This is a genomic window from Nocardiopsis sp. TRM 82005 (assembly GCF_056312425.1).
On record NZ_JBWDTQ010000014.1, the window covers coordinates 129,269 to 154,897 of the forward strand.

19 protein-coding genes are annotated in these 25,629 nt (G+C 70.8%); 9 read left to right on the plus strand and 10 right to left on the minus strand.

Going from position 1 to position 25,629, the window contains the following annotated elements; translation table 11 throughout:
- Positions 1-105: 105 nt before the first annotated feature.
- The 3 genes from zwf to eda all read left to right on the plus strand — a co-directional run bounded on the left by zwf (position 106) and on the right by eda (position 4,149).
- Positions 106-1,587 (plus strand): glucose-6-phosphate dehydrogenase, encoded by a 1,482-nt coding sequence (zwf, locus tag AC0T5L_RS11055; protein WP_476165327.1) that lies wholly within the window; start codon positions 106-108, stop codon positions 1,585-1,587.
- Positions 1,584-3,434, plus strand: coding sequence for a phosphogluconate dehydratase (gene edd, locus AC0T5L_RS11060; RefSeq protein WP_476165328.1), 1,851 nt, complete (start codon positions 1,584-1,586; stop codon positions 3,432-3,434). Before zwf ends, edd begins: the two co-directional genes overlap by 4 nt.
- Before the next feature lie 82 nt (positions 3,435-3,516).
- Positions 3,517-4,149: a bifunctional 4-hydroxy-2-oxoglutarate aldolase/2-dehydro-3-deoxy-phosphogluconate aldolase gene (gene eda, locus AC0T5L_RS11065; RefSeq protein ID WP_476165329.1), complete on the plus strand. Its 633-nt coding sequence runs from the start codon at positions 3,517-3,519 to the stop codon at positions 4,147-4,149.
- 118 nt (positions 4,150-4,267) lie between these two features.
- On the opposite strand, the gene AC0T5L_RS11070 is transcribed toward eda, so the two are convergent.
- The 3 genes from AC0T5L_RS11070 to AC0T5L_RS11080 all read right to left on the minus strand — a co-directional run bounded on the left by AC0T5L_RS11070 (position 4,268) and on the right by AC0T5L_RS11080 (position 6,741).
- Positions 4,268-4,993, minus strand: a complete 726-nt coding sequence (locus tag AC0T5L_RS11070) for a class I SAM-dependent methyltransferase (protein WP_476165330.1) — start codon at positions 4,991-4,993, stop codon at positions 4,268-4,270.
- 285 nt (positions 4,994-5,278) lie between these two features.
- Positions 5,279-6,052 (minus strand): TetR/AcrR family transcriptional regulator, encoded by a 774-nt coding sequence (locus AC0T5L_RS11075; protein WP_476165331.1) that lies wholly within the window; start codon positions 6,050-6,052, stop codon positions 5,279-5,281.
- Between the two features lie 71 nt (positions 6,053-6,123).
- On the minus strand, positions 6,124-6,741 hold the full coding sequence (locus AC0T5L_RS11080; RefSeq protein WP_476165332.1) for a TetR/AcrR family transcriptional regulator: 618 nt from the start codon (positions 6,739-6,741) through the stop codon (positions 6,124-6,126).
- A 153-nt stretch (positions 6,742-6,894) separates the two neighbouring features.
- Here AC0T5L_RS11080 and AC0T5L_RS11085 point away from each other — a divergent pair, with 153 nt between their 5' ends.
- Positions 6,895-8,502 carry an ABC-F family ATP-binding cassette domain-containing protein gene (locus AC0T5L_RS11085; RefSeq protein ID WP_476165333.1) on the plus strand — a complete coding sequence of 536 codons (1,608 nt, stop codon included), beginning with the start codon at positions 6,895-6,897 and terminating at the stop codon, positions 8,500-8,502.
- 29 nt (positions 8,503-8,531) lie between these two features.
- On the opposite strand, the gene AC0T5L_RS11090 is transcribed toward AC0T5L_RS11085, so the two are convergent.
- Positions 8,532-9,095 carry a DNA-3-methyladenine glycosylase I gene (locus tag AC0T5L_RS11090; protein ID WP_476165334.1) on the minus strand — a complete coding sequence of 188 codons (564 nt, stop codon included), beginning with the start codon at positions 9,093-9,095 and terminating at the stop codon, positions 8,532-8,534.
- Between the two features lie 237 nt (positions 9,096-9,332).
- On the opposite strand from AC0T5L_RS11090, the gene AC0T5L_RS11095 reads away from it, so the two are divergent.
- Positions 9,333-9,716, plus strand: coding sequence for a VOC family protein (locus tag AC0T5L_RS11095; RefSeq protein ID WP_476165335.1), 384 nt, complete (start codon positions 9,333-9,335; stop codon positions 9,714-9,716).
- A 20-nt stretch (positions 9,717-9,736) separates the two neighbouring features.
- Here the strand turns inward: AC0T5L_RS11095 and AC0T5L_RS11100 are convergent, their stop codons facing one another.
- Both AC0T5L_RS11100 and AC0T5L_RS11105 read right to left on the minus strand, forming a co-directional pair.
- Positions 9,737-11,500 (minus strand): ABC transporter ATP-binding protein, encoded by a 1,764-nt coding sequence (locus AC0T5L_RS11100; protein WP_476165336.1) that lies wholly within the window; start codon positions 11,498-11,500, stop codon positions 9,737-9,739.
- On the minus strand, positions 11,497-13,260 hold the full coding sequence (locus AC0T5L_RS11105; RefSeq protein ID WP_476165337.1) for an ABC transporter ATP-binding protein: 1,764 nt from the start codon (positions 13,258-13,260) through the stop codon (positions 11,497-11,499). Before AC0T5L_RS11105 ends, AC0T5L_RS11100 begins: the two co-directional genes overlap by 4 nt.
- A gap of 308 nt (positions 13,261-13,568) precedes the next feature.
- Here AC0T5L_RS11105 and AC0T5L_RS11110 point away from each other — a divergent pair, with 308 nt between their 5' ends.
- Together AC0T5L_RS11110 and AC0T5L_RS11115 are read left to right on the plus strand one after the other, a co-directional pair.
- Positions 13,569-15,623, plus strand: a complete 2,055-nt coding sequence (locus AC0T5L_RS11110) for a hypothetical protein (RefSeq protein WP_476165338.1) — start codon at positions 13,569-13,571, stop codon at positions 15,621-15,623.
- 28 nt (positions 15,624-15,651) lie between these two features.
- Positions 15,652-17,220, plus strand: coding sequence for an ABC transporter substrate-binding protein (locus AC0T5L_RS11115; RefSeq protein ID WP_476165339.1), 1,569 nt, complete (start codon positions 15,652-15,654; stop codon positions 17,218-17,220).
- On the opposite strand, the gene AC0T5L_RS11120 is transcribed toward AC0T5L_RS11115, so the two are convergent.
- From AC0T5L_RS11120 to AC0T5L_RS11130, 3 genes are read right to left on the minus strand one after another with little or no spacing between them, the layout of a single operon-like run.
- A complete protein-coding gene (locus AC0T5L_RS11120; protein WP_476165340.1) occupies positions 17,195-17,584 on the minus strand; it encodes a hypothetical protein in 390 nt (129 codons plus the stop codon). The genes AC0T5L_RS11115 and AC0T5L_RS11120 overlap by 26 nt on opposite strands.
- Before the next feature lie 45 nt (positions 17,585-17,629).
- A complete protein-coding gene (locus AC0T5L_RS11125) occupies positions 17,630-18,103 on the minus strand; it encodes a hypothetical protein (protein WP_476165341.1) in 474 nt (157 codons plus the stop codon).
- A complete protein-coding gene (locus AC0T5L_RS11130; RefSeq protein WP_476165342.1) occupies positions 18,100-20,472 on the minus strand; it encodes a molybdopterin oxidoreductase family protein in 2,373 nt (790 codons plus the stop codon). The genes AC0T5L_RS11125 and AC0T5L_RS11130 overlap by 4 nt, the downstream gene beginning before the upstream one ends.
- Before the next feature lie 849 nt (positions 20,473-21,321).
- Between AC0T5L_RS11130 and AC0T5L_RS11135 the strand changes: the two genes are divergently transcribed.
- Both AC0T5L_RS11135 and AC0T5L_RS11140 read left to right on the plus strand, forming a co-directional pair.
- Positions 21,322-23,211, plus strand: a complete 1,890-nt coding sequence (locus AC0T5L_RS11135) for an AfsR/SARP family transcriptional regulator (RefSeq protein ID WP_476165343.1) — start codon at positions 21,322-21,324, stop codon at positions 23,209-23,211.
- Positions 23,212-23,214: 3 nt separating this feature from the next.
- Positions 23,215-23,634 carry a DUF1707 SHOCT-like domain-containing protein gene (locus tag AC0T5L_RS11140; RefSeq protein ID WP_476165344.1) on the plus strand — a complete coding sequence of 140 codons (420 nt, stop codon included), beginning with the start codon at positions 23,215-23,217 and terminating at the stop codon, positions 23,632-23,634.
- A 15-nt stretch (positions 23,635-23,649) separates the two neighbouring features.
- Here AC0T5L_RS11140 and AC0T5L_RS11145 read toward each other — a convergent pair whose 3' ends face one another.
- Complete coding sequence (locus AC0T5L_RS11145; protein ID WP_476165345.1) at positions 23,650-25,551, minus strand: TOMM precursor leader peptide-binding protein; 1,902 nt, start codon at positions 25,549-25,551, stop codon at positions 23,650-23,652.
- Positions 25,552-25,629: the final 78 nt, after the last annotated feature.

A 25,629-nucleotide genomic window follows, 5' to 3' on the forward strand; every position in this document is an offset into this window, starting at 1 on the left:
GGAGAGCGGAACCGGCCGGTCCGCATCGCTCTCCCGCACCCCCCGTCGCGTCACACTCCACCCCCCGGCCCCCATCCCCTTCCCCTCCGCTGGAGCAGACCGAAGATGCCGCAGCAGTCCGCGCCCCACCCCGCCGACCTGGTGGTCTTCGGGGGCACCGGCGACCTGTCCATGCGCAAACTCCTCCCCTCCCTCTACCTGCTGGACCGCGACGGCCACCTGGACGGGAGGACCCGCGTCATCGCCGTCTCACGCGACGGCCTCACCGACGCCGACTTCAGGGACAAGGCCGCCTCCGCGGTCCGCGGCCACCACGCCGTCCAGGTCACCGAGCCCGGAGTGCTCCGCCGCTTCCTGGAGCGCCTCCACCACGTCACCGTGGACGTCGGCGGCGATCCCTCCGGCTGGGACGCACTCTCCACGGTTCTCGGCACCGGCCGTGACCGTGTCTTCTACCTCGCCGTCCCGCCGATGATCTCCGGCGGTATCTGCCGCGGCCTGAGCGAAGCCGGGCTCGTCACCGCCGATTCCCGCGTGGTCATGGAGAAGCCCCTGGGCCGCGACCTGGCCTCCTCCCAAGCCGTCAACGACGCGGTGGGCGCGGTCTTCGACGAGTCGCGCATCTACCGGATCGACCACTACCTGGGCAAGGAGACCGTGCAGAACCTGCTCGTGCTGCGGTTCGCCAACGTCTTCCTCGAACCCCTGTGGAACTCCCGCTGGATCGACCACGTCCAGATCACCGCGTCCGAGACCGTCGGCGTGGGAGGACGGCGCGGTTACTACGACACCTCCGGCGCCATGCGCGACATGGTCCAGAACCACCTGCTCCAGCTGCTCTGCCTGACCGCCATGGAGCCTCCGGCCAGCTACGACCGCGACGCCGTCCGCGACGAGAAGCTCAAGGTCCTACAGTCCCTGCGGCCCCTGACCGGGGACCGCGTCGCCGAGGACACCGTGCGCGGCCAGTACGGGCGCGGCACCGTCCAGGGCACCGAGGTGCTCGGTTACCTCGACGAGCCGGGCGGGCCCGCCACCAGCGACACCGAGACCTTCGTGGCCATGCGCGCCGAGGTCGGCAACTGGCGCTGGGCGGGCGTTCCCTTCTACCTGCGCACCGGCAAGCGCATGTCGCACGCCCGCTCGGAGATCGTGATCCGTTTCCGGGAGGTGCCGCACACGATCTTCCCCGGCACCAACAACCTGCCCGGGGCGGGCAGCCTCGTCATCAGGCTCCAGCCGGACGAGGGCATACACCTGACCATGCTGGCCAAGACGCCCGGTGCCGGAGCGCTGCGGCTGCGGCCAGTCCCCTTGGAGCTCAGCTTCGCCGACACCTTCGCCGTCCGCTCGCCCGAGGCCTATGAGCGGCTGCTGACCGACGTCCTGGCGGGGGACTCCACCCTCTTCATGCGCCGCGACGAGGTCGAGGCGGCCTGGCGCTGGGTGGACCCCGTCATCGAGGCGTGGAACGGCCTGAGCACCACCCCCGAGACCTATCCAGCCGGAAGCGCCGGCCCCGCGGGCGCGCACCGGCTCCTCGGCCGTACCGGCCGGACATGGCATGAAGAGGAGCGACCACGATGACCGCGCACACCCCCGACAACACCGACAACGCCGGACACGGACCAGCCGTCCACCCCGTCGTCGCCGACGTCACCCGGCGCCTCGCCGAGCGCAGCGCCGGGAGCAGGTCCGCCTACCTGGCGCGGATCGACGAGGCGGCGGCGGAGGGGCCCTCCCGCACCTCCCTGGGCTGCGCCAACCTCGCTCACGGGTTCGCGGCCTGCGGCGTCTCGGACAAGCTCAAGCTGTCCGGTGACGTCACGCCCAACCTGGCGATCGTCTCCGCCTACAACGACATGCTCTCCGCGCACCAGCCGCTGGAGTCCTACCCGGCCCTGATCAAGGCCGCCGTGGCCGAGGCGGGCGGCGTCGCCCAGTTCGCGGGCGGCGTGCCCGCGATGTGCGACGGCATCACCCAAGGCCGCGCGGGCATGGAGCTGTCCCTGTTCAGCCGGGACGTCATCGCGATGGCCACCGCCGTGGCCCTGTCCCACGACATGTTCGACGGCGCCCTGATGCTCGGCGTGTGCGACAAGATCGTGCCCGGCCTGCTCATCGGTGCCCTGTCCTTCGGCCACCTGCCGGTGGCGTTCGTGCCCGCCGGGCCCATGCCCTCGGGCCTGCCCAACAAGGACAAGGCCCGCGTGCGGCAGCAGTACGCCGAGGGCAAGGTGGAGCGCCGCGAGCTGCTCCAGGCCGAGTCGGCCTCCTACCACTCGCCCGGCACCTGCACCTTCTACGGCACCGCCAACTCCAACCAGATGCTCATGGAGGTCATGGGCCTGCACCTGGCCGGTGCCAGCTTCGAGCAGCCGGGCACCCCGATGCGCGAGGCCCTGACCGCCGAGGCCGGGCGCGGTGTGCTCACCCGGACCGCCCTGGGGGAGGACTACAATCCCGTCGGCCGCCAGATCGACGAGCGCGCCATCGTCAACGCCGTGGTCGCCCTGCTGGCCACCGGCGGGTCCAGCAACCACACGCTGCACCTGGTGGCCATCGCCCGTGCCGCCGGGATCGAGCTGACCTGGGACGACTTCGCGGACCTGTCCGAGGTGGTGCCGCTGCTCACCCGCATGTACCCCAACGGCGCCGCCGACGTGAACCAGTTCCACGAGGCGGGCGGCATGGCCTATCTCATCGGCTCCCTGCTGGACGCCGGGCTCCTGCACGAGGACGTGCGCACCCTGATGGGCGGGGGACTGGGCCGCTACCGGCAGACCCCGAGCCTGAACGGGACTGAGCTGACCTGGGGTGACGGCCCCAAGGAGAGCGGCGACACCACCGTGCTGCGCGGTGTGGACGACCCCTTCGCCTCGGACGGCGGTCTGCGCATGCTCTCGGGCAACCTGGGCCGCGCGGTCATCAAGGTGTCCGCCGTGGAGCCCGAGCGTCAGGTGGTGGAGGCCCCCGCCCGCGTCTTCGGGGACCAGGCCGAGCTTCAGGAGGCCTTCACCGCCGATGAGCTGACCGGCGACTTCGTCGCGGTGGTCCGCTTCCAGGGGCCGCGTGCCAACGGCATGCCCGAGCTGCACAAGCTCACCCCGCCCCTGGCGGTGCTCCAGGACCGCGGTCAGCGGGTGGCGCTGGTGACAGACGGGCGTATGTCCGGCGCCTCGGGCAAGGTGCCAGCCGCCATCCACGTGTCCCCCGAGGCCGAGGCGGGCGGCGCGCTGGCCTACGTGCGCGACGGCGACCCCATCCGTCTGGACGCCACCACGGGCACACTGGAGGTGTTGGCCGACCTGTCCGGCCGCGAGCCCGCCCGCCCCGGAACGAACTCCTCCAGCGGCACCGGTCGCGAGCTCTTCGCCGCTATGCGCGGCGCGGTCGGACCCGCCGAGACGGGCGCCGGGATCTTCGGATTCTGACCCCTCCGGGCGCGCCGGGGGACTGGCCTCGCAGCCGCGGCGCGCCCACCCCGAACCTTCGAGCGATCCTGGAGAACACGACATGACGACGAGCCCACGTTCGGGCGCGGACATCCTCGCGCTGGCCCCGGTGATGCCGGTGGTGGTCGTTTCGGAGCCCGAGACCGCCGTGCCGCTGGCCCGCGCGCTGGTGGCGGGCGGTCTGCCCGGCATCGAGGTGACCCTGCGGACCCCGGCCGCGGTAGAGGCCATCGAGCGGATCGCCGCCGAGGTACCCGAGGCCGTGGTGGGCGCGGGCACCGTGGTCACCCCCGACCAGGCGTCGGCCGCGGCCAAGGCCGGTGCGCGCTTCCTGGTCAGCCCCGGCTGCACGGGAGGTCTGGCCTCGGCGATGGCCGACACCGGCCTGCCCTTCCTGCCCGGTGTGGGCACCGTGTCCGAGGCGATGGCGCTGCTGGAGCGCGGGGTGTCGGAGATGAAGTTCTTCCCGGCCGAGGCCGCGGGCGGCGCCGCGTTCCTGAAGTCGCTGGCGGGCCCCCTGCCCCAGGTGCGGTTCTGCCCGACCGGCGGGATCACCGCCGCGTCCGCCTCCACCTATCTGGCCCTGCCGAACGTGGGCTGTGTGGGCGGCAGCTGGCTGTCCCCGGCCGACCTGGTGTCGGCGGGCGACTGGGACCGGATCACCGGACTGGCTCGGGAGGCCGCGGCCCTCTAGGCCGTGTTAGGCGGACACGCCCCGGCGAACGCCCTTTCGAGTCCCCCGGCCCCCGCAGCGGTGGCCGGGGGGCCTTCCTTTCCGCGTCCGGTCCGGCGGGCCCGGTCCCGGCCCGGACTCAGCGTGTGGTCCCGGGGGCACCGTTCTCAGGCATCCGGAAGTAGATCATCGGGTTGTCGGTGCTGGTGCGCACCGGCTCACCCAGCCCCAGCTCGTCCCGCAGCTCCAGGAGGGCGGTGTGGGGCGCGGGCGCCCGCTTACGTGAGGGGGTGAAGAAGTCCGTGCCGGTGCGGCGCAGCCACGACAGCACCGCCGCGCCCTCGGTCAGGGGAAGGGCACGCTTACCGTGGAAGACGTCGTGGACGCTGACCGGGGTCCCTGGAGCGATTCGGGGGAAGAGCTCGGACAGGTACCACCTCGCGAACCGGCCGTTGTGCGCGGCGTCCACGAACAGGTACCCGACCTCCTCGGGGACCTGCGACATGTTCTCGCGGATGTCGCCCTTGTGGAACTCCCACCTGCCCAGGGCAAGGTCGGAGGGCACGTTCGCCACCACGTTGTCCACGATGTCGAAGGAGTGCAGCGTCCCTTCACCGTTGTCGCGCAGCGCGTGCAGGAGCCACGTGGTGGACCATCCGTGGAAGGTGCCCAGCTCCATCACCGTGTCCGGCCGCGTCTCACGCAGCAGCATGTAGGTGATCTCCGCTTCCAGGTCGTCGAGCTGCGGCGTCATCCGCTCGCGCGTTCGCCGGAGGAAGTCGCGTTGCGCGTCCCGAACCCTGGCCAGCGGATCCCGGTACTTGCGGTACAGGTCTCCGATCAACGACAGGTCGATGTCCCCCATATCGTCCCCTTCCGGTGTCATCGCGCGCGGCGTGAATGCGGGCTTTACCGTACCCCCAGCCGGGTGGATCCCACGGTTGCCCCGCGTGTATGCGACCATTCCCCAGGCCTTCTCCCCAAGGGGAGGCGTCCTGGGGCCAGGGCTCCCGCAGGGCCATTCACCTCCAGGGGCGAAGGACGCCGGAAACGGATGCCTCACCGACTGACGGACCAGGGGATCAGAAAAAGGAATTCCCTTGGTATTCCTTCACGGAAAGGGGGCGCACGTGGCCGGTGGAGGACACCGTCAGGGGCGGTCCCGCGGGGAGCGTGCGTCCACCAGGGCCTGGACTCCGTCCAGAACGCGCTCCAGGCCGAAGGCGAACTCGTGCTCGGGGGGATACACCGCCTGGTGCGCGCCGCCCACCGCGCTGCCAACGCGCGAGGCGAGCGGGTAGTCGCTGTCCCGTACGAACGTCGCCAGCAGCGGACCGTGGGTGCGCCACCACTGCCCGTCGGTCATCCCCGAGGACCTCTCGGTCTCACCCGCCGCCACGGCCTGGCTGGCGGCGCCCTCCGCGTAGCTGTTGACCAGGCTGACCGTGGAGTCCATCTCGATATCGGTCAGGCCCAGCCCGTCCACCGCGGACAGCTCGTACTCGTACTTGGCGATGAGGTGGGGGCCGAGCAGGCGGCTACGCGGTGTCTGTAGCATCCACGGGTGGCGGAGGAAGAGCCGCCAGTTCGCGTACGCGACCGCGCCCAGCCGGCCCCGCCAGTGCCCGGGCCGCTCGTCGTCCCCGTACAGGTCCGCGTACGCGGCGTCGAGCATCAGGTCGACCAGCTCACCCTTGCCGGGGACGTAGGTGTACAGCGACATGGTCCCCACACCCAGCCGTTCGGCGACCTTGCGCATGGACAGCGCGGCCAGCCCGTCGGCGTCGGCCATCTCCGAGGCCACGGCCACGATCCGGTCCACGTTCAGATCCGGTTTGCTCCGGCGGCTGACGGGTTCCCGGGTCCGCCACAGCAGGGCGAGGCTGCGTGCGGGGTCGCCGCTTCTGTTGTACCGCGTGGTCATCGGCCGTCCTGCTCTCGGTCCGGTGTCGGCCAGTCTAGGGCAGGGCGGGGCACCCGCGCGTCTCGGCCGGTTCAGATGCCGGGGACGAAGGCGCCCCGGGCGGCGGAATCGGCGGTGACCCGGGCGGCCAGGCGCAGGTCGGCCCGGGTGACGGGTTCGCGGCTGACGAAGAGCCGGTAGTAGACGGGCGCGACCGCCGAGCGCACCACCTGCGCGGAGTCGGTGTCCTCGGGAACCTCGCCCCGGGCGGCGGCCTCGGTCACGACCACGGCGGCGCGTTCGTGCCGGTCGGCCATGAACACGCGCAGAGCCTCGGCCACGCGGGGGGAGTCGAAGGCGGCGGCGACGGAGGCCGCGGACACGGCGCCCTCGGGGGCCTCGGTGAAGCCGTGGAGCACGGTCTCGGCCAGGGCGAGCAGGTCGGTCCTCAGGGAGCCGGTGCGCTCGGGTTCCCACGCACGAGTGGCGGACCACTCCAGCGAGGCGGCCAGGAGCCCGTCCACCCCTCCCCAGCGGCGGTAGACGGTGGCCTTGTGCACCCCGGAGCGCGTGGCGACGCGTTCCACGCTGAGCCCCGAGTAGCCGCGTTCGCCCAGCTCGTCGAGTGTGGCCTGGAGTACGGCGGAGGTGTTGCGCGCGGTGCGGCCGCCGGGTCTGGCGGTTCCGGGCGCGTCCGTGTCGGAGGTCATAACGCAACTGTAGTTGCATTTGATGGCTCCACCTGTCATGCTCGCTATTGCGACAGTTGTCGCATCAAGCATGCCGAAGGAGGAGGCCGCGATGGGCCGAGGACGCGTGACCCCATGTCCACAGAAGCTCTCCACCGCCCTTCGGAGGCCCGCATGCCACTTTCCGTCGTCTGTACCCGGCTGGCCTTCGCCTGGCCCGACGGCACACCCGTCCTGACCGGGCTGGACGCCGCGTTCGGCACCGGCCGTACCGGGCTCATCGGCCGTAACGGCAGCGGCAAGTCCACCCTGCTCAGCCTGGTCGCGGGGCGGCTGACCCCTGCCTCGGGCACGGTGTCGGTGGACGGCGAGGTCGGCTACCTGGACCAGGGGCTCATCCTGGACACCGGGCGCACCGTCGCCGAACTGCTGGGGATCGACCGGGTTCGCGCCGCACTGCACGCCATCGAGGCGGGTGAGGCCACTGAGGCCAACTTCGCCGCCGTCGGCGAGGACTGGGACGTGGAGGAGCGCGCGCTCGCCCAGCTCGAACGCTTCGGTGTCGCCCTGACGGGGGACGTCGCCCCGCTGGACCGCTCCGTCGGCACCCTCTCCGGAGGGGAGGCCATGCTGGCCGCGCTCGCCGGGCTGGCCTTGCGCCGACCCGCCGTCACCCTGCTGGACGAGCCCACCAACAACCTGGACCGCCGTGCCAGGGAGCGGTTGTACGAGGCGGTCGCCTCCTGGCACGGAGTGCTCATCGTGGTCAGCCACGACCGCGAACTCCTGGACCGGGTCGACCAGACGGCCGAACTCCGGGACGGACGCATACGCGTGTGGGGCGGCAACTACTCCGCCTACACCGAGCAGCTGGCCGCCGAGCAGGAGGCGGCCCGGCGCATGGTGCGCGCGGCCGGGGCCGACGTGCGCCGGGAGAAGCGCCAGCTCGCCGACGCCCAGGTCAAGCTGGCCCGGCGGGCGCGCTATGGCAAGAAGATGTACGACACCAAGCGCGAGCCGCGCGTGGTCATGAAGCAGCGCAAGCGCGACGCCCAGGTGGCGGCGGGCAAGCACCGGATCATGCAGGAGGACAAGCTGGCCGATGCCAGGGAGGAGCTGGACCGGGCGGAGGAGGCCGTCCGTGACGACGACACCATCAGGATCGCCCTGCCCGGCACCGAGGTCCCGGCCGGACACGACGTGCTGGAGCTGCGCGCCCCCGGCGGTGGGCGGCTGTACGTGCGCGGACCCGAGCGGGTGGCGCTGGTCGGCCCCAACGGGTCGGGCAAGACCACCCTGCTCAGGGCGGTGGTCGGCCGGGGGAGCCATCCGCGGGCCGAGGTCGTGCACGCGGTCGGCCGAATCGGCTACCTGCCGCAGCGGCTGGACGTGCTGGAGGACGGCCTGAGCGTGCTGGACAACGTGCGCGCGGCGGCGCCGTCCGCCACGCCGCACCGGGTGCGGGCCAGCCTGGCCCGCTTCCTCATCAGGGGTGACCGGGTGGACCGGCTGGCGGGCGACCTGTCCGGGGGCGAGCGGTTCCGGGTCGCGCTGGCCCGGCTGCTGCTGGCGGACACCCCTCCCAAGCTGCTGGTGCTGGACGAGCCCACCAACAACCTCGACCTGGACAGCCAGCGGCAGCTGGCCGAGGCCCTCGCGGACTACCGGGGCGCGCTGCTCGTGGCCAGCCACGACCACGCGTTCCTGCGGGACGTCGGGGTGACCCGCTGGTGGGAGACCGCGCGCGGGCGTGCCCCGGTGGAGGTGCCGGGGGCCGGCTGACCGGAACGCGCAGGCGTCTCCAGCGGTGCTCAGGCGGGCTTGGCGGGGCAGTCGACGAGGTGGTCGTCGATCACGCCGACGGACTGGAGGTAGGAGTAGACGATGGTCGTGCCGACGAAGTTGAAGCCGCGCTTTCTGAGGTCCTTGCTGACCCGGTCCGACAGCGGGGTGCTCGCCGGCACCTCGGCCTGCTCGGTGAAGCGGTTGACCAAGGGCGCACCGTCCACCCACCCCCACAGGTAGTCGGCGAAGGTGCCGAACTCCGCGCGCACCTGCTGGAAGGCCCGCGCGTTGCGGGGAAGCGAGGCCACCTTGAGGCGGTTGCGGATGATCCCGGCGTCCTGGAGGAGCCGGTCGGCGTCTTCCCGGCCGTACTCCGCGATCCGGTCCCGGTCGAATCCGTCCAGGGCCCGCCGGTAGTTCTCCCGTTTGTTGAGCACGGTGGACCAGGACAGTCCGGCCTGCGCGCCCTCCAGGACGAGCATCTCGAACAGGTGGGCGTCGTCTCGGGAGGGCCTGCCCCACTCCTTGTCGTGGTAGGCCCTCATCAGGTCGGACGATCCCCGCGCCCAGGCACAGATCTGGTCGGGCATGGCACTCCTCGGGCTGAAGGCGGTGGTCCCGTCCATGGTGGCGGAACCCGGTGACAGTTCGGAGCGCGTCCACCGGCGGGCTTGCGAGGGGAGGGAAGCCGTCGTGGCCGGAACCGGACACGCGCGGGACCCGGTCCCCGGTATAGGATGACGGAAGTATCTCGATGTCAAGGTACATTTGCGGGGTGCCGGATCCAGGTCCCCGTGTCGCCGCGACCAGCCCTCCGGGAGGTGTACGTGACGGCTCCGACGACCGCACTCGGCTTCGGACTCCACCACGTCCAGATCGATATCCCCGTCGGCGCCGAGGACGCGTGCCGTGCCTTCTACGTCGACACCGTCGGCCTCGTGGAGGTCCCCAAACCCCGGGCCCTGGCCGCGCGCGGCGGTTTGTGGCTGCGCGCCGACACCCTGGAGCTGCACCTGGGCGTGGACCCGGACTTCCGCCCCCGCAGGAAGGGGCACCCCGGCATCCTCGTCCGTGAAATCGACGCCCTGGCCCAGCGCCTCACCGAGGCCGGGCACGGTCTCAAGTGGGACGGCCTCCTCCCCGGCTATCGGCGGTTCCACGTTCACGACAACAACGGCAACCGCCTGGAGTTCCTCTCCCCGGAGCCATGAGCCGGTCCGCCGGCCAGGGATCAGGAGGTGCCGTGCCAGGATCTCCACAGGGCGGAGTAGGGGCCGTCAGCGTTCACCAGCGCGTGGTGGTCGCCGAGTTCGGTGATCCTGCCCTCCTCCACCACCGCCACCCTGTCGGCGTCGTGCGCGGTGTGCAGCCGGTGCGCGATCGCGATCACCGTCCGCCCCTCCAGCACCGCCGCCAGCGACCGCTCCGTATCCCGCGCGGTGGTGGGATCCAGCAGCGAGGTCGCCTCGTCCAGCACCACCGTGTGCGGATCGGCCAGCACCACCCGGGCCAGGGCCAACTGCTGGGCGCGGGCCGCGTCCAGCACCGTGCCGCCCGCGCCCAGCAGGGTGTCCAATCCCCTCGGGAGCTCCCGAACCCAGTCCGCGTCCACGGCCGCCAACGCGGCTAGCAGGGCGGCGTCGTCGGCGTCCCCGGACGCGACGGCCAGGTTCTCGCGCAGCGTCCCCGCGAACACGTGGTGCTCCTGGTCGACCAGGACGATCCGCCGCCGCAGTTCCTCCGGGGCCAGGTCGGCCACGGGTGCCCCTCCCACCAGCACACTCCCCGAACGGGGTGCGTCCGCCCCGGCCAGCAGCCGACCCAGCGTGGTCTTGCCCGCCCCCGAAGGCCCCACGATCGCCAACCGTTCGCCCGGCCGCACCGTCAGGTCGACCCCGCGCAGGACGTCCCGGCCCTCCACATAGGAGTAGCCGGCCCCGCGTACCTCGATCCGGTCGCCGGAGGGGGCCAGAGCCCCGGGGACGGGGGCCGCCGCGGCCTCCCCCACCCCGCGTACCCGGGCGAACGAGGCCCCGCCGCTCTGGAGCTGCTCCACCCAGTACATGATCCGGCTGGCCGGGGCCTCCAACTGCTGCGTGTACAGGCAGCAGGCCACCACCAGGCCCAGGCTCATCCTGCCGTCCAGATGGAGCAGTCCGCCGACCGACAGCACCACCACGGCGGGCAGGACGAACGAGACGTCGCTGACCGGGTACAGCACCGAGCGCAGGCGTAGGGTCCGCCGCCGGGCCTCGTGCACCTCCCAGGCGTCCCGGTCGGTCCGTGCCACCCGCCCGTCCCGCAGGTTCAGCGCCTCCACGGTGCGTGCGCCCTCGGCGGTGGCGGCCACCCCCTCCAGGGCGGTCGAGTTGGCCGCTCCCTCGGCCAGGTAGGCGGTGCGCGACCGGCGAAGGTACCAGCGCAGCGTCCACCAGACCAGGGGCGCGCCCACCAGGACGAGGGTCCCCAGCAGCGGACTGAGCCAGAACACCGCTGCCAGCGGGAAGAGGATCTGCGACACGGCGAGGAACGCGTCGGGGACCGCGGTCCGCAGGGTCGTGCCGACCACGCCCACGTCCCCCGAGGCCCGGTTGGTCAGGTCGCCTGTGCCCGAGCGCTCCACCACCCGGGTCGGCAGAGCCAGAGCCCGGTCCACGAACTCCTCGCGCAGCCGCCCGAGCGCCCGTTCCCCGAAGCGAAACGCGCCCAGCTGCGCGTACCGGGTCAGTACCAGCTGCGCCAGCGCGCACCCCAGTACACCGACGGCCAACGCGTCGATCGCCGCGACGGTGGCCTCCCCCGCCTCCAGCAGGTTGATGATCCGTCCCAGCAGGTAGGGGCCGGCCAGCCCGGCCGCACTGGCCAGACAGGTCAGCGCGACGGTCCAGGTCAGGCTCCGGCGGTCCGCGCGCAGCAGCCGCCAGGCGTCCCGGCGTACCGTCGCGGGATCCGCCACCGGCAGCCGCTCCGCCCTTCCCCCGGTTTCCGTGCTCATGCCCCGGCCTCCTCGTCCGCTCCGCGCAGCACCAGTGCCCGGTAGTCCGGCCGTGTGTTGAGCAGTCCCCCGTGCGTGCCCACCGCCGTAGCCCGCCCGTCGGCCAGCAGGACCACCCGGTCCGCACGGGCCAGCAGCAGCGGAGAGGTGCTCACCACCACGGTCGTGCGTCCCCGGCGGGCCTCGTACAGCCGCGCGGCGATCACCGCCTCGGTGTGCGCGTCCACCGCGGAGGTGGGATCGACCAACAGGAGCGTCTCCGGTTCGGCGAGGAGCGCGCGGGCGAGCCGCACCCTCTGGCGCTGCCCGCCGGACAGGTTGCGGCCCCGGGCCTCCACCACCGAGTCCAGTCCGCCGGACATGGCGGAGACGACGTCCAGCGCCCCGGCCGTCCACAGCGCCTCCGAGACCTCCTCGTCAGTCCGGCCGCCGTGCGCCGCGACCACCTCGCGCAACGAACCGGCGAACAGGTGGGCCTCGTTGTCGCCGACCAGGACGCGGTCGCGCACGGCATCCAGGGCCATGTCGCGGAGCGGAGCCCCTCCCCAGGAGGCGTCGGAGTCGGTGTACCGGCCCAGCCGCTCCACGACCCCGGCCGCCTCCCCCGGGCCCGTGGAGACCAGGGCGGTCATCGACCCCGGCGGCACCCGTGTCCCGGTCACCGGATCCACCAGCTCGGCGGGTCCCTCCGGGGGAGCCGTGCCGCCGCCCGACAGCGAGGGTTCGGACCGCAGCAGCCGTGCCACCCGGTTCAGCGACACGTACCCGTGTGTGAGGTCGTTGGCCGCCTCGACCAGGAAGAACACCGGGACGATGAGGACCGCGACGTAGCCGTACACGGCGATCATCTCGCCCACGGTGATCTCGCCGGCCAGCGTCAACCTGGCGGCGATCCAGGTGACCGTGGCCAGGAAGACCACCGGCAGGCACGCGCTGACCGCCTCGAACCAACTGGTGGCCGCGCCCAGCCGGTACCCCTGGTGCAACAGAGCCGCCGAGCGTTCCCGGTACCGGGCGGAGAAACGGTCCTTGCCGCCGATCCCGCACAGCACCCGGAGCCCGGTCACGATGTCGGCCGCCAGCGTGGTCAGCGCGCCCTCCCCGTCCCGGTAGACGCTCTGCCGTCCGTGCAGGCCGCGCAGCAGCGGTCCGACGGCCAGGGCGAGCAGCGGCACACCGACCACCACGACGGCCGCCAGCATCGGGGAGACGGTGAAGAGCAGCACCGCGACGCCCGTGTAGGCGATGACAGCGCCCACACCCGGACCGGTCATGGTGAGCATCCGCGCTATCCGGCCCACGTCCAGGACCTGCACGGTGGACAGTTCGCCGGGGGAGGACCGCCGGGACAGGGCCGCGCCCAGGCGCGCCGCGTGTCTGGCCACCACTCGCATGGTGCGCAGCGAGGCGTCCATCCGCACGAACGTCATGGTGCGGTGCCGCATGATCGACACGGCCGCGTTGAACACCCCGACGAGCCCGAGCACGGACGCCCACAGCAGCAGGGTGCCGCGGTCCCCGGCTCGCAGGCCGTCGTCCACCGCGCGGGCGAGGAGGTAGGGCGACACCATCAGGCCCATCATCCAGACGGTGCCCCAGAACGAGCCGGCCAGCACTCTGCGCGGCTGTGAGGCGATGAGCCACCACAGGTAGCGCCACGGGCCCCGGGCGTCCGGCGTCCCCGGTGAGGGCAGCCGCGGGCGTGTCGCGAGGGTGGGCTCACGCGTGCCCGCGTCCGCCGTCGTACCGGTGACCGCCACAGGACTCTCCGCTCGAATCGGGGGAATCTCATCCCATGAAACCAGGGCCGACTCATCGGATGAAGGGCGCGTCCTCTTCTGCGGAAAACCTCGGAGCGCTCCGCTTCATCAATCGGAATCGTTGCCCACCAGCAACACAAGCACCCTTATTAACAAACTTCGCAAAGGGTGACATTTCTCCAGGGATAGGATAATTATCATAACGCGTGCGTCACAAAAAACGTTCGCGGCCATAAATCCGCGAAGAGCGCGCATCATATGTCGTTGGTAGGCCGAAACGAGCGCGGACAACAGGAGGCGACTAGGGCGTGACAAGTGGTGCGGAAGACCCCGAGGGGCATGAGACACCAGTCGGACAGGAGGTGCAGTCCGACTGCTACACGGAGCTCGTCGACCCCCGATGGTCCGGTCCGGCGGGGCGCCGGCGCCCCATCCTGGTCGTCCATGGTCCGCAGGGCTACGGAAAGTCCCACTTCGTCCTGCACAAGGCCCGGGAGCTGGAGAGACTCGGCATTCCCTACGCCCACCTGGACCTGGCCGACGCCAGATACCACTCCAGCGTCCCCGACGCATTCACCGCCATCACCTCCCACAAGGAGAAAGGCCTCGCCCGAGCCCTGAAGTACTATGGGCGCCTCCAGTTCCCCCGGCTCTGGATCGCCCTGATCACCATCCGCCTGGAAATCGACCCGGACGGGGAGCCGGGCGACGAGGGAGACATCAAGAGCAGGAACGACAACGCGCACGCCCAGATCACCGGCCTGGTGAACGAGGTCTGGCCCACCGGCATGGGTCGGCTGAGCAGGTTCCTGGGTGACGCGGGCAACCTCATCCCGCCCGCGGAGCTGATCGGCGCCGACCCCCTCCCCGTCGACATCGCCAAGTGGGTCACCGCGGTCTCCGGGGTGGGCGCCCGCGTCCTTGAGGGCGTCTTCGAGTGGATGCGCGCCCAGGGCCAGGGCGGGCAGGCCAAGGAACAGGTGGCCGACTCCCTCTACCACCTGTGGTGGCAGGCGCGGGAGCCCGGCGCCGTGGACGCCGTGTCCCGCATCTCCAATCGGGAGAAGGTGAGCCGCTTCCTGGGCGAAGCCCTGTTCGCCGACCTCCAGAGCACGTCCAGGAGCGTGGGCTACCAGCCCACCCCCGTCATCCTGCTGGACAACGCCGACCAGGGCGTGGGACCCGTGCTCCTCAGGTCCCTGGCCGAGGTGCCGGCGCCCTTCACCAGAACGGCCCTCTTCGGTGGAGCCAGCTTCCCCGAGCCGCTCACCGTCGTCGCCACCACGGCCGGGACGGTCGACGGAGTGCCCTTCGAGCGGTTTTACGAGGACACCCGGCCGTACATGCGCTTCTCCTCCCTGGCCCCGCTGGGCCGACGGGACGTCGGCGAACTGTTCTCCCGAGCCCGTTCCCGGGTCAGGGGCAGCAGCCACGTCTCGAACGAGATCGTCGACCTCCTGGTGGACTTCACCGGGGGCCACCCGGGGACCACCGCCCAGCTCACCGACGCCTGGGTCGCGGTCCAGGGGAACAGCCTGCACGGCGCGCTCTCCCACCGCCCCGTGGACCCGGCCACCAAGCTTGAGTCCACCGCGACCGTCGAGGAGCACATGCTCGCGACGGCACTCGGCGTCGACCCCGAGCTGCTCGACCACCGCCTCAAGGAGGCGCTCGTCACCTGCTCCGCTGCCAGGGACCCCGACGCGGGGCTCTGGCTGAACCGGTCGGGTGAGCTCACCGAACGCGTCGAGGAGGACCGCCTCCTCGCCTATCCGCTGTGGGACCGGACCGACCCGGATGCGGCCACGGTGCTGCGCCGCCTCCTGTTCCGGCGCCTGGCCAGGCGCTCGACCGGCGCCCCCGGGAACTGGGACGCCGTCCACCTCAAGCTCGCCGACTACTACCAGAGCGGGCAGGCCGACAACCGGCGCTCCACCGAGTGCGAGCTCTACCACCGTCTCTGCGCCGGACAGCTCTCCCGCGTGGCCTGGCACCTCCAGGGTTGGCTCCAGACCCCCGACATCGGTGGCGAGGAGTGGGTCCGGCTGCTCCGGGGGATCACCGCGGCGCCCCTGCGGGCCCGCCCGCCGCTTCCGCTTCTGGACGCGTGGACGAACACTTGGCAGCGGCACGCGGCCGCGGAGGAGACGGAGGGCGCGGAGGAGACCGGGACCATCCTCAAGCTCGTCGCGGCCCGCCAGATCCTCAACGACCCCGACCACTTCCGGTCCGGGTCCCTGCACTCGGTCTGCCACATGGCGCTGAACGACCTCGCCGGACGGGCCCCCAGAGGAGCGGCCCACATCTTCGAGGAGGCGGCCTGGCACCTGCGGCTGGTCGCCAAGTTCGGTGCCAAGGCATGAGCGACCGCACGCCAGAGAGGGGACGACCATGACCGATCCCAGCAACGCACCCCTGTCCGCGAACGTGCCCGGCAGGCCGGGTTCCCTCTTCGGGAGATGGCTGAGGCGGTGGTGGAAGCTGGTCGTGCCCGTTCTGGCCCTCCTGCTCGTGGTCCCGGTCGTCCTCTACTGGGACGTGTTCACCTGCGGTGGACCCACCAGCGGTGTGCGGCTGGTCGGCGGGCAGTGCGCCGGTGTCACCGACGGCTCGTACGTCTACCACCAGGACTACGCCGACGTGCAGGCCGACATAGCCGAGGAGAACGAACGGGTGGCGGACGACGCCGACGGACACGTCGTCCGGATCGCGCTCCTGGGCACGCTCACCTTCGGCTCAGTCAGCCCCATGGACCCCGAGCGCATGGTCAGGTCCCTGGAGGGCGCCTACACCGCCCAGATGCGAGCCAACCACTCTCCCCACTTCGGTGACGAGAGTCCCGGGATCCAGCTGTACCTCGCCAACATGGGCGGTCAGCAGGAGCAGTGGAAACCGGTCGTGTCCGACCTGGTCGCCATGGCCGAGGACGAGGAGAACCCCCTCGTGGCGGTCATCGGCATGGGGGTGAGTATCGACTCCACCCGTGACGTGGCGGCCCGCCTAGACACGCACGGCATCCCCATGGTGTCCTCCGCGGTCACCGCTGACGGCTTCGCCCATCCGGAGACGCCGGGCCTGATGCGCGCGGCCCCCAGCAACACCGAGTACGTGCGGGCGCTGCGCACCTACCTCGACGGCCTGGAGGAACCGGTGAGGGCGAGCCTGGTCTATGACGAGAACGATCCCGACCTGTTCGTCAGCTCACTGAAGGAGGCCTACGAGGACCAGCTCGGGGTCTACATCACCGGGCACTCCCAGGCGTACGCGGGTACGACCATCGGTAATCCTCCCAAGGCGGGCCTGTTCGACACGGTGGTCCTCAACGTGTGCGCCTCGGCGGCCGACACGGTGTTCTTCGCGGGACGCGCCCCGGACCTCAAGGAGTTCCTCGACTCCCTCGCCCACCGGCCCTGTACCGACCGGCCCTTCCGGGTGCTGTTCTCCGCCATCGGCCTGACCGCCCTGGGCGACGAGGAGGTGATGGGATACCTGGAGGAAGGCGACATCACCCTGGTCTACGCCTCGGCCACCGACCCCCGCTGGGACACGGGCGATGCCTCGGCTGACAGGCCGCCGCACTACGCGTCTTTCGTGAACGCCTTCCGCGAGTACGTCGGGGACGGTGCCACCGACGAGGACTCCGACGGTGACAACACCGCCCTCGACAACGGATACGCCCTGGTCAACCATGACGCGTTCGCCGTGGCGGCCAGCGCCGTGCGGATGACCAACGCGATGGACCTGGAGGGCAGTCCGCCCACCGCGGAGGAGGTGAGCTCCCAGCTGATGCTGCTCAACAGCGCCTACAAGGTCCGTGCGGGCGGCGGTTCCCTCAGCTACAGCGACGAGCACGGCGGGGAGGCGGCCGGCAGGTACGTGCCAGTCGTCGAGATGCCCTTTGAGGGGGATGATGTCCCCAGGCCTGACCCACACGTCATCGGTGGCGTCGGCCGCCCGTGACCCCGCTCCGCTTCCGGCGGCTTCGCGCCCCGGGCGGTGGGGGACAGGGCGGGGTGTTGTCGAGGAAGGACCGGGCCCTCCTGCGCTGGTGCACCGTGGCCGGGAGCAGCACGAACAGCAGAAAGGCGAAGAACGCGACCCCGGCCAGATTGATCCAGCGCAGGCCGCTGATCCCCGGACCGGTGTGGGCGTCGACCAGCACCGCCACGTTCAGGGTGAGGGCCAGGACGCCGATGACGCCCTGGGGCGACCGGCCAGGCCGGGGCCGACAGAACCGACCGGGCCACCTGACGGGCCACCTGGTCGGCCAGGGGGCCCGGGCCGGGAACGCCGGAGCGCACCAGCCTCCGGGCATCGCGGGCACGGAACGGCCGTGTCAGCCCCCGCCGGTTCCCCGGGACCCCGGGCCTCAGCTCGCCAGGACCTGGGGAGAGACCGCCTTGAGCATCGCGTCGGCCCAGTTCATCTGGCGCAGCGACTGCGGGTGGCACCGCTTGGTGAGCGCCAACAGTTCGGTGTCCGCGGTCACCTGAGCGCCCTGGCCGAGCAGGTCCCAGTCCAGCGAGACGCCCGCGGCCATGCGGTGCAGCCGCCGCAGGTCCGCCAGGAGCAGCAGGTCCTGGTCGGAACCGTCCCCTGGCAGCTCACCCGCCTCCTCGGTGGGCGGGTCCGGGTTCTCCGCCTTGGAGCCGTCCAGCTCCAGGCCGTAGCGGCCCCCGGCCTCGGCGAGCCCGCGCACGTGCTCCCGCGACCACCGGGCCAGGTCCGTGGCCACGTGGTGGACCTCGTGCTCCTTCGCGTGCCGGTCGGCCACTCTGAGCAGCTCACCCGCCAGAGCGCTCTCCGAGCCGTGCAGTTCGCGCAGTGCCACGCCGATCCTCATCGCCCACCTCCAACGGTCTCCTCGGCCGCGGCGTCGGGTCCGCCCCGGGTTCTGGGCACGCCGGCGCTGACCGGTCGGGACGCGGCCGTCGTGGGCGCGGGTGCTGGTGAGCCGTTGCCCGAGCCCAGCGGCCGCAGCCGGGCCGCCGAGGTCTTGAACAGAGGCTGTTTGGACACCGGATCCCAGTCGGTGACGGTCGTCTCGTTGGCCGCCCTGTCCCGGTCCCCGTCCTCTTCCTTGCCGGTGTCCCAGTAGCCGTAGTGGAACGGGACGAACAGCACCCCGGGCCGGATATCGCTGATCCGTGCCCGAGCCCGGATCATTCCGCGCGGCGAGGCCACCTCCACGGGGTCGCCCTCGGTCACCCCGGCCTCCCGCGCGTCGGAGGCCGAGACCTCCACCCAGACCTCGGGGGCCGTCCGCTGTAGCTGTGGGGCGCGCCCGGTCTTGGTACGCGTGTGGAAGTGGTACAGCGTGCGGCCGGTGGTGAGCGCGAAGGGGTACTCCGCGTCCGGCGCCTCGTGCGGGGGCAGGTACTCGGCGGACTTGATGAGCGCCTTGCCCTCGGGGTTCATCGCCTTGTACTCGGTGGGCTCCGTCGGTGCGCCGGTGACCAGGTCCCGGCCGTAGCTCTCGCAGACATCCGGCGCGGCCCAGAAACGGCCGTCGGCGTAGAGCCGCTCGGTGCCGTCCGGGTTGTCGTCGTTGCAGGGCCACTGCACGCCGCTGCCGCCGCGTAGCTTGGCGTAGGTGATGCCGGTGTAGTCGCACAGCTGGCCGGCGCTGGCCCGTTTCCAGGCCTCGAAGGCCGACTCCGGGTCGTGCCACTGCGGAAACGCCGCTCCGTCCTTGTCGCGAAAGTCCATCCGCCGCGCGTAGTCCAGGAGGATGTCGAGGTCCGGCCGGGCCTCGCCGGGCGGGTCGACGGCCTTTTCGGACAGGTGGACGGTGCGGTCGGCGTTGGTGAGCGTGCCCGTCTTCTCCCCCCAGGTCGCGGCGGGCAGCACCACGTCGGCGAGTTCGGCGGTCTCGGTCATGAAGATGTCCTGCACCACCAGGAACAGGCCCCGCCGCGCGAGCAGTGAGCGGATCCGCTTCAACTCCGGCAGCGACACCGCCGGGTTGGTGGCGCTGATCCACAGGAACCGCACGGAGCCCTTCTCGGCATAGCGCATGATCTGCATCGCGTGGGTGGGCGGGGCGTAGTGCGGGATCCGCATCGGGTCGAGGTTCCACAGCGCGGCGAGGTCCTCGATGTGTTCGTCGTTGTTCCAGTTGCGAAAGCCCGTGAGGTCGCCGTCGGCACCGCACTCACGTGTGTTCTGCGCCGTGGGCTGTCCGTTCATCTGGAGGATGCCCGCTCCGGGTCTGCCGAGCATGCCGCGGATCAGGTGGGTGTTGTTGACCTGTACGGAGGCGGCGGTCGCCTGGTGGGACTGGTAGAAGCCCTGCAGCACGGTCGACAACAGTCGTTCGGCGCTCCCGAGCAGTTCCGCCGCCTCGCGGATACTCTCCGCAGGAACGCCGCAGACGTCAGCGACGCGCTCGGGCGTGTACTCGGAGACCCTCTCGACCAGTGCGTCGTAGCCGACGGTGTGGGTGTCGACGTAGCCGTGGTCGACCCGGCCCATGCGGATGATCTCGTGCAGAATGCCGTTCATCAGAGCGACATTGGTCCCCAGGCGCGGAGCGAGGTGCACCGTGGCCTCCCGTGCCACCGGGGTCGTCCGCGGGTCGACGCACAGGATCCGGGGCGGATCGGGTCCGGCCAGGCGGTCGAGCATACGTGCCCACAGCACCGTCTGCGTCTCGGCGATGTTGTGGCCGTAGACGGCGATGACGTCGGCGTGGTCGACGTCGGTGTAGGAGCCGGGTTGGCCGTCGCATCCGAACGACTCCTTGAGCGCCGCGGCCGCGGTCGCCGTACACAGCCGGGTGTTGCCGTCCATGTGGTTGGTGCCGATCGCGCCGTGGCCGATGGCGGCGAGTGTGTAGTACTCCTCCAGGAACAGCTGTCCGCTGGTGTAGAAGGCCAGCGCGCTGGCCCCCTGCTCGTCGAGCAGCTCCCCGCTGCGCCGCACGACGAGGTCCATCGCGGTGTCCCAGTCGGTCTCGACCAGCTCGCCGTCCCGGCGGACCAGCGGCCGGGTGAGCCGGTCCGGTGAGTTGTTGGCCTGCCACCCGTAGAGGTCCTTGGGCCCGAGGCGCCCGTGGTTGACCCGGTCGTCCTCCCTGCCGCGTACCCCCACGATCTGTCCGTCCCTGACCGCGATGTCGAGCGCGTCGCCGTTGGAGTGCAGGATCGTCGCGGACTGCACCCAGCGGTCCACCTGGTCGGGTTCCACTCCTTCGGCAAGGTGGCTGTCCACCCTGGTCGGCCACTCCTGCCCCGGCCCGTACGGAGTCCGGGAACCCCACGGGTCAGCGATTCGATCTCTCGACGGCACCGACACCACCTCTCTCACCGCTGCGAAGAACGTGCTTGCCGCTACCCGCGGGGGGAACGTGTAAACGGTGCGGTGCCGGGCTCCGCCACAGCTTTTTCGCAGGTGACGGGGGGCGTTCGCCAGTATGGCCGGACGGAGATACTCCGAGGTGGACGCGTGTCCGGCCAGCCGCCGGGAAATACGGTGAACGGGCGCGAACCCATATCCTTCCGGTGGCGTCCCACTACGTGTTAATGGGTTTCCGACTGATGAGGTGGGATGGGAATTGCAAAGGCGACGGAACGAGCATGGAAACTAACCTGGAGTATTCGGTCCGGCTGTGCGCGATCTGCGGTTACGCCCTTTACTCCGTCATGTCTACGTCACCGGGAGTCAACCGCTTGTTCTCTACCGGATCGGTAGCCTCAGGCGTGCATCCAGGCTCTGTCCCCAAGTCCTGGAGGCGCCCCGCGCCCCGCGCCGACTGTTTCGGCCCACGTGGAACACCTGTGGATACAAGGGTTAGCTCAACACCAAGTGGATAGGATACTTGATGATTTGACCGTAGTATTGTTCTTCCCTATGAGTCCGTGTGAGGTGTTGGGCGACCAGTTTCCTGTTCAAGTCAAGCCGAGCACGTGGAGACCCCGTAATTTCCGGCTGACGTATCCCGGTAACCGGAATCGAGTGCCATTGTCCCTGCCATATGCAATTTTGCTCTCACAGGGGAATTGTGTGGTCGTTGTCCGGCAATGCTGACCCCCGAATTAAAAGGTACGGTACCGGATCGGTATGAACTACAGATTTGAAGTCCTCGGTCCCGCGACCATCGTCTCGGACGGTGAGGACGCCGTCCTTCCCTCGACGAAGCCGAGCGCGATCCTCGCGAGCCTCCTCCTCAAGTGCAACGCCTTCGTTTCCCTTGAGTACCTGAAGTACGCGCTGTGGGGCGAGGAACCGCCCGTCAACGCGGACGTGACCCTGCCGACGTACATACTCCGGCTCCGTCGTCTGCTGCGGAAGTACGACAACGGATCCGACCCCATCGACACCATGCCGCGGGGATACCGCATCGCCTTCCCCCCGAACAGCGACGCACTCGACCTCCTGGTGTTCCAACGGCTCCTCGGTAAAGCCGCCAACTACCGCTCCTCCGGGGAGGTGGAGAACGAGCGCTCGGCCCTCCAAAGGGCGGAGAAACTGTGGAAGGGCCCCGCCCTGTCCAATATCCCGTCGGAGACCCTGCACAGGGAGGAGACCCCCCGGCTGAACGACCAGTGGTTCGACGTACTGGAGCGCCGCTTCACCATCGACCTCTCCCTGGGGGACATCGACGGGATGGCACCCCAGGTCAGACAGGCCATCGCGCACAGGCCCGAGCGCGAGCGCTACTGGGAGCAGCTCATCGAGGCGCTCTACAGGACCGGGCGGACCACCGAGGCGCTGAACGAGTACCGCAAGGTCCACGAGTACATGACGAGCGAACTCGGGATCGAGCCCCGCACGAGCCTCCAACGCCTGCACCTTCAGGTACTCCGACAGGCCGAGATCACGCCCGAGCAGGTCGGACCGGTCCGCGCCGTACCGAGGGGCACCCAGGTCAACAGGCCCGAGACGGCCGCTGTGAGCGCGCCGGAGACGGGCCGGGCGGCGACGTACCTGCCGCTGGCCCAGGACTTCGTCGGCAGGAGCGAGATCGTCGAGACCCTGGTCGAGGAGATCAATGATTCGGACACCCCGGTGCTGACCCTCTCCGGTCCTCCCCTCGTCGGCAAGACGGAGATCGCGCTCCAGACGGCGAAGCGGTGCTCGGACAGGTTCGCGGGGGGCGTCTACTTCGCGCAGCTGCTCAAACCGGACGGAACACGCCGGGACAGGTCGGCGGTGCTGTGGGACCTTCTCCTCCAGGCGGGAGCCGAGCCGCCGGAGAGCCATCCGGCGGGGGACGGCGGTCTGGAGGCACAGCTCCTGCGGCACTGGAAGTCCGTCATGGTGGACCGCCCGTGCCTCGTCGTCGTCGACGGAGTCAGGACCTTCACCGACTGCGTTCCCCTCTTCCCCCGGTCACCCGAGTCGCGTGTGATCGTCACCAGCCGCAACTTCCTGCCACGTCTGATCGCTTTCCACGGCGCCCGTCCCCACAGCGTCTTCCCGCTGAGCCGGTTCCACTCGGTCCAGCTGATCACCAGGATCATCGGGGCCGAGGCGGAGGACGAGAAGCCCGAGACCCTGCAACGGATCTCCGACACCTGCGGCGGGCTTCCCGGAGCGCTGCGCCTGGCCGGGGCGAAGTACGTGTCCACCCCGCACCTCACCCTGTCCCAGTTCGCGGCTCTGCTGGAGCTGTCCCCGCTCGACCAGCTCTCCGCGGCCTCGGAGTCGGAGTTCTCCATGCGCGAGCAGCTGCGCCAGTGCTATGAGGAGGTGGGCGTGACCGCGCAGCGCATCTTCCGGGAGCTCGCCCTGGCGGAGCGGCAGGGGAGGTTGGTGACGGAGCTCTTCGATGGCTTCTCCGGTACGCCGACCGAGTTCGACCAGGCGCTGGGCGAGCTGTACGACGCGTCCCTGATCCACCACTGCGGAGCCGGTCGCCTCGGTGTTTTCCGGCTGCTGCGGGACGTCGCCTCCGAATGCGTGGACAGAACCGCCGCGCTACTGATACCCAACGAAACAGGAGGATGACACGTGACGCAGAATTTGCCCGAAGGCCGGCAGCGTGCTTCGGACGGAGAACGGGACGAGGCCGTGACACGGCTGCGTACCGCCTTCGAGGAAGGAAGGCTGGACCAGGAAGAGCACGAGAGAAGGGTCGCCGAGGCGTTCGGCGCACAGACCCGGGGGGAACTCCAGGTCGTGCTCGGCGATCTCCCCGCGACCGTTGACCGGGCGGAGACGGCACCCGAGCCGCCTTCGGAGAGTTCGGAGAAGTCGCAGATGAACCCGATGGCGGTCTGGGGCATCTTCACCGCGGTCATGTTCGTCGTATGGGCCGTCCCCGCGCTGGTCATGGGTTACCCCATGGGCCTGCTCGGCTGGGCGTTGTTCTGCGGTTTCTGGGGTATCCCCGCCTTCGCCGTCACCATGGCGCGACGGCGCAGGGGGTAGGGCTTCCGGAGGCGGTCAGGGGAAGGGGTGCGGAACCGGGTTGGGCACACCCGCCGGGGCCGCCCCCACCGTCATGCGCTCCACCAGGTCGTGGAACCTCGGCATCGTCAGGACCCGCTGCTTGCTCCAGCCGAAGTCGATGGGGGACAGGCCCGGGACGATGACGCAGACGTTGGAGAGTCCGGCGGACTCCTGCTCGGACGAGGTCTGGTCCACGGCGATCACGTCGAATCCCTCGTCGGTCAGCACCGACACGCAGAACCGCAGGTCGTCGAGCAGGTCCTCGTTGCGGGGGCGCCTGTCGTCCCAGTCCTGGTACATGTCCGGCAGGGAGCCGGCCGGGCCGTCCCTGAGGAGGAAGTCCGCGCTCGGGGCCATCCCGGGAAGGGCGAACAGCAGCGGGTGGTCCTTGAGCTCCCTCACCAGGCCGTAGTCGTCCGCCATCGCCTCCAGTTCGCGCCCGCGCCGATCGGCGCGCGTGGGGAGCGAGGGGATGTAGGTCGCGATCTCCGACAGCGCGGAGTGGACGGCGCCCTCGGGGTCCATGTCCGAGCCCGCGGCGAAGCAGAGATTGCCCAGTCCTCCGTCACGGCGTATCCCCACCGCGTTGACCACCGGGAACGGCAGGTCGATCCGGTTGTCGAAGAGCCGGACGTCGTATCCGTGCAGGCGGATGCGGTCCACCATGTGGCGCGTCCTCGGCGAGCGCAGGGAGTCGACGGCGATCTCGGGAAGCGGAACGGCGCCGTACCAGCCGAGCACGAAGGCGTCCCTCTCCACCAGTTCGAGGAGGGCGTGCAGGATCGCCTCCTCCGGGACGCTGCCGACCGCGCACCCGTTGGAGCACTCGTCCACGAACGAGCCGGGGGAGCCGTCTCGGACGTAGTAGACCAGCTGCTCCGGTACGAGGACGGGGCGCTCGTCACGGAGTGACCTGCCCCAGACCCAGGCCATCTCCTGGTCGGGGTCGAACGGGACCAGCCGTTCGGACTCGGCGTAGAAGGCGCTGTCGTAGGTCCCGCACTCCCGGGGGTCCAGCACGTGCAGCCCCTGGCCGGTGAGCCCCCGGTAGCTTCCGGTCACCAGCTTCGCGTGCCGCCTCTGCTGGGTGCCCGCGTGCCGTTCGAGCCCTTCGAAGACGGCGGACAGCTGACTCCTGCGGTAGGAGTCGGTCTGGCCGGACCACCCCACGTCCAGGAGCTGTCCGCCCGCCGAGATCCGCATGTTCCCGGTCGCGGGTGCCATGGTCGGGGACGTCAGGTCCAGGTGGATGCCGTCCCCCAGGGCACCGCAGACCGGATTGGCGAAGACGGCGGTGTCCGTGTCGTGGTCGCTCGCAGGGCGGAGCCGGAAACCGTCGGGGTCCGGCTTGGGCCTCGACACGAGCGGGGGAAGGCCCCGTTCGGCGGTGGCGGGCACGGGATCGGCGCAGCGCGGGCAGCCCGAGTCGGCCAGCAGGGGGAAGGACCGCACGGTGAGGGAGGCCAGGGACAGCTCGACCACCTCGGCGGTCCCGGAGCCCTCGGAGGTCCGCCGGCGCCCGTCGGCCACCTCGGTGTACAGGCGGTGGACGGCGTCGACGGCGAAGTCGGTGAGGTAGGGAGCGGGGAAGCGGCCCGCGAAGCTCCCGCCGGACTCCAGGACCGCGCGTTCGGCCTGTGGGCGGAGCCGCTGCCAGCGGGAGACGAGACAGCGCGCGCACGGTCCGCGGCCCCCGTCGCCGACCGGGCCGATCAGGACCGAGCGGGGGGTGAGGAAGAGCGCGGGACGGTCGGTTCCGACGTCGGTCCCGGTCGCGTCGAGCACTCCGAGCACGCGGACCCTCGGACGCTGTTCGCCGGGTCTGCCCGTGTCGGACCACCGCCGGTCCAGCCCGTCCTGGAGCAACGCTCCGCTCCCGCTCGCGGCGGATCCCATGCTGTGCACCTATTCCTCGGCTCGGACTCGTGGTGGGGCGAAGGCGCCGTGCCGGCCCGGAGGCCGGCACGGCGGTGG